1 protein-coding gene is annotated in these 3,244 nt (G+C 65.8%); it reads right to left on the bottom strand.

Going from position 1 to position 3,244, the window contains the following annotated elements:
- Positions 1-358 precede the first annotated feature (358 nt).
- Positions 359-2,911 (bottom strand): DUF4062 domain-containing protein, encoded by a 2,553-nt coding sequence (locus AC6EH9_RS19980; RefSeq protein WP_498425440.1) that lies wholly within the window; start codon positions 2,909-2,911, stop codon positions 359-361.
- Positions 2,912-3,244: the final 333 nt, after the last annotated feature.

The following is a 3,244-nucleotide window of genomic DNA, read 5'->3' as shown; positions in this document are numbered from 1 at the left end:
TTCGGCACAGTGCACATCCTTCCAGCAGCACCTCTCGGCACCACAGATCAGATGTCACCTATCCGTGCAGCAGTCCCTCTTCGTAAAGACCGGCGCTCGGGCGCCACAGTGGTACCGACTCGCTGCAGAGAGTGACCGCTGGCGTCGGAAGCGATGTCCTCCAGCAACGCATCCGGTCGACGCCACAGTCGGCCGGCGCAAACCACGTAGGCGAACGTGGGCCGTATCGCCCAGACGAGCTTCATCGCGACGAGTCCGCCGGCAAGTGGACCGACTGACCTGCGCATGCGGACCAGTCGTGACTGCCTTGCGCCCCAGGCGCGTCTTCCCACCGCTCGGTGGGCAGCGAGAGTCGGCGCTAGTTCGGCTCGGCTTCCGCGAGCGGCTCGGCTGCCGCGATTCCGTATAGGTGCTCGTCCATGGCTGCGATGACGTTGTACCAATACGGCCGCTGCTGCTGGTCGTAACGGCCGAGAAGCTCAACGACCTGATCGCGGCTCCAGTTGGCGAGTATCACGTCGATGGCGGCCATCCGGACGTACTGCTCGTCGTCGTAGGTGGCCTCCTCGAGTTCCTCGTCGGTTCGGTCGGCCTGTTGGATGTGCCAGGTTGCAGCAGCGCGCTGGAGGTCGGACGCGCTGCTCGAATGCCACAACTCCGCCACGCTGGCAGCGAGCGGTCCGCCGAGGAGCTCATCGATGTGTGACGTGACCCAGTAGCCGTCGATGACCGAGATCGGGACACGGTCGATCTTGGACTCATCGACGAGCGCCACGACCGCGGAGAGTGCCGCGTCGCGCGTCCAGAAGTTCTGGCGGACGAGCTCGGCGATCGCCCGATCGAGGTCAGCCGACCGGTCGTCGCTCATGCCCTCGGAGCCGGACTTCGCAAGAACCACGCATGCCGCGCGCTTGTGGTCGGAGACGATATGTTTTCCAAGCGACTCGTACTCGCCGACGAGCGTCGACACCTTCTGATCGAGAAACTCTGCCCGGTCGTCAAGAACCTCTCGCGCCGGCTCGAGCATGCCAGTCGGGTCCAGAATCGTCCGCGCCTCCCAGATGGTGCTGCGGTATGCTTCTTCCTGCTCCAGCACCCGGAGGCCGTCGGGCGGTGTCACGACCGCAAGTAGCCGGGCGATGCGTTCCTCGGTGTCTTCGAGGTTCTTGCCTTGTCGCAGGGTGCTGATCAGTTCGGCGGCCAGGTCGGGGTTCGCGATGGCCTTCTGCGCGAGAGCCGCATCGACTTCGCGGTCGTTGAGCTTCAGGTAGGCGACCAGGTCGGTCTTGTCTACCCGATCGATGCCGATGAGCTGTATGGCGGCGGGCCCGGCGAGTTTCGGGTTTCGACTGTCGAGCAGGCTCGCCCACTCAGGCTCGCCCAGTTGGTCCACGACGTTCAGGATGCGCTTGATGATGTCGTCGACGTCGTCGATGTACCTGGACGGCGCGAGCATCGCCATCGGCTTGGGGTCACCGCGAAGCCAGGCGGCGATGGCCGCGACGACGTCCTTGGACGACTCGTGGAGGTCATCGCCGGCGGCGAGCGCGTCGAGGAGATGAAGATCCGTCTCGGTGGCGACGACGCTCATGTAATTGGCCGCGAGACCCATGCTTGGCATCTGGGAGTACATGTGCGCCCACGACCGCAGCGCTGCGTCGACCTTCTCTAGGTCGTCGTCAACATCGTTTCCGGTGCCGTTTGAGGTGTCGCGCTCGTCGAGCTGTCCTTGCTGCTGCCCGTTCTGCTTGTTCTCTTGAACGTCGTCAGTGGCACCGGAGCCCGGATTCTCGGGCCAGAGTTTGGACGGCCTAACCGCATGCTCAGTCAGGAACGCGACGGCGCCCCGGGACACGCGCACGTCATGGTTGGCAGCCATTCGCACGAGGTCGTCGTCGAACTCATCGCGGTTCCCGAGCACCGGATGGAACTGGCCCCAGACCGGCACCGTCCTGCCGGCACGGTCAGCGCCCCGGTCAGCGAAGTAGGTGCGCATCCACGCCCACGCCTCGCCGACTGTCAGCTTCAGTTCGTCCCGGCGCCGGTACAGCCGGTTCACGTGGTGGGTGCCTAGAAGCCTCTCGTCCACGGCGAAGGCGGTTCCGACGAGCGTGACCCGGTCGCGATCAGCATCGGCTGTGTTACGGGTCGACTCGTCGAAAACCTCGGCGAAGCTACGCAGTGCGTCCGCGATTTGTGCCGCCGCGTCGTTGACCTCGGCCGGCGGGGCGGCCGTGTCGCCATCTTTCGTGGCCGCCGCTTGGTTGGCGTCCTCATCATGCTGGTCGCGCGGTGGGGTAGCCGCGGGCTGGTCGTCCGCGCTACCGAGGCCGGCGTTTCCCACTGGCGCAGCGTCCGCGTTACCGGAACCACCGCTTCCGATCTGGTCGGCCAGCTCGAGAGCGTGCCCGGTGAGGAAGTCCAGCACCTCTGTAGCCAGATGGTCGGTGCTCCCGTACTGCTTGTACAGCGCGATCCGTTCCGTGCGGACACGGTCCCGGAACGAAAGGACCGCCTGCAGCTGAGCGCCGGGATCCGCCAGCGCGTCCGCCGGAAGATCCGCGAAAAACATCCCCATCGCCGGGGTCTCGCCCGCGCGCCGACGCTCCAGCGCGGCCTCAAACTCCTCCTCGAAGCCGGAGGAGTACTCGCCCGTGCCTGATCCCCATCGTCGGTTCAAGAGGCCGACGAATACATCGCACTTGTAGACGAGCGGGTTGATCAGCCCCTGGGGTCGGCCGAACTCCGGACGGACCTGTTCCCAGCCGACGACCCGGACCCGGACACCGCGGTCCTCGAAGTTCGCGTTTACCCGGTTCGCGACTTCTCGGACAGCATCGCGCTCAGCCTCGACATCCCCGGGGGATGCGAGGAAGACCAGCAGCTCGCGCACCGCCTCAGCCACGTCCACCCCCGGTTGTCTGGAACCGTCGCCAAACCTAGTGCAGCGCGCCGTCAGCCGTGCACCCGTAACCGGCACCCGCTACTCGACCGCGCCGCGCGCTTAACGCCATCGGGCCAAGGCGGTAACCCGGCCGAGTGGCAGCGCAGTTTGGTCGGCCATGACTGAAGCGCCCCAAGTTTGGTGCCGCTCCTGTTTGAGTCCAGGAGGATGAGCACCATGCCGAAGAAGATCGATGATGAGTTGGAGGCCAGGGCGGTGCGGTTGGTCAATGACCATCGCGGCGAGTACTCCTCGCTGACTGCCGCGGCAGCGGCTGTGGCCAAGCAGCTCGGGTCGGCA

The sequence above is a fragment of the Nocardioides sp. Z21_20 genome, from assembly GCF_059766585.1.
The sequence above is the reverse complement of the archived record's forward strand: the minus strand, read 5'-3'. Positions and strand labels throughout refer to the sequence as shown.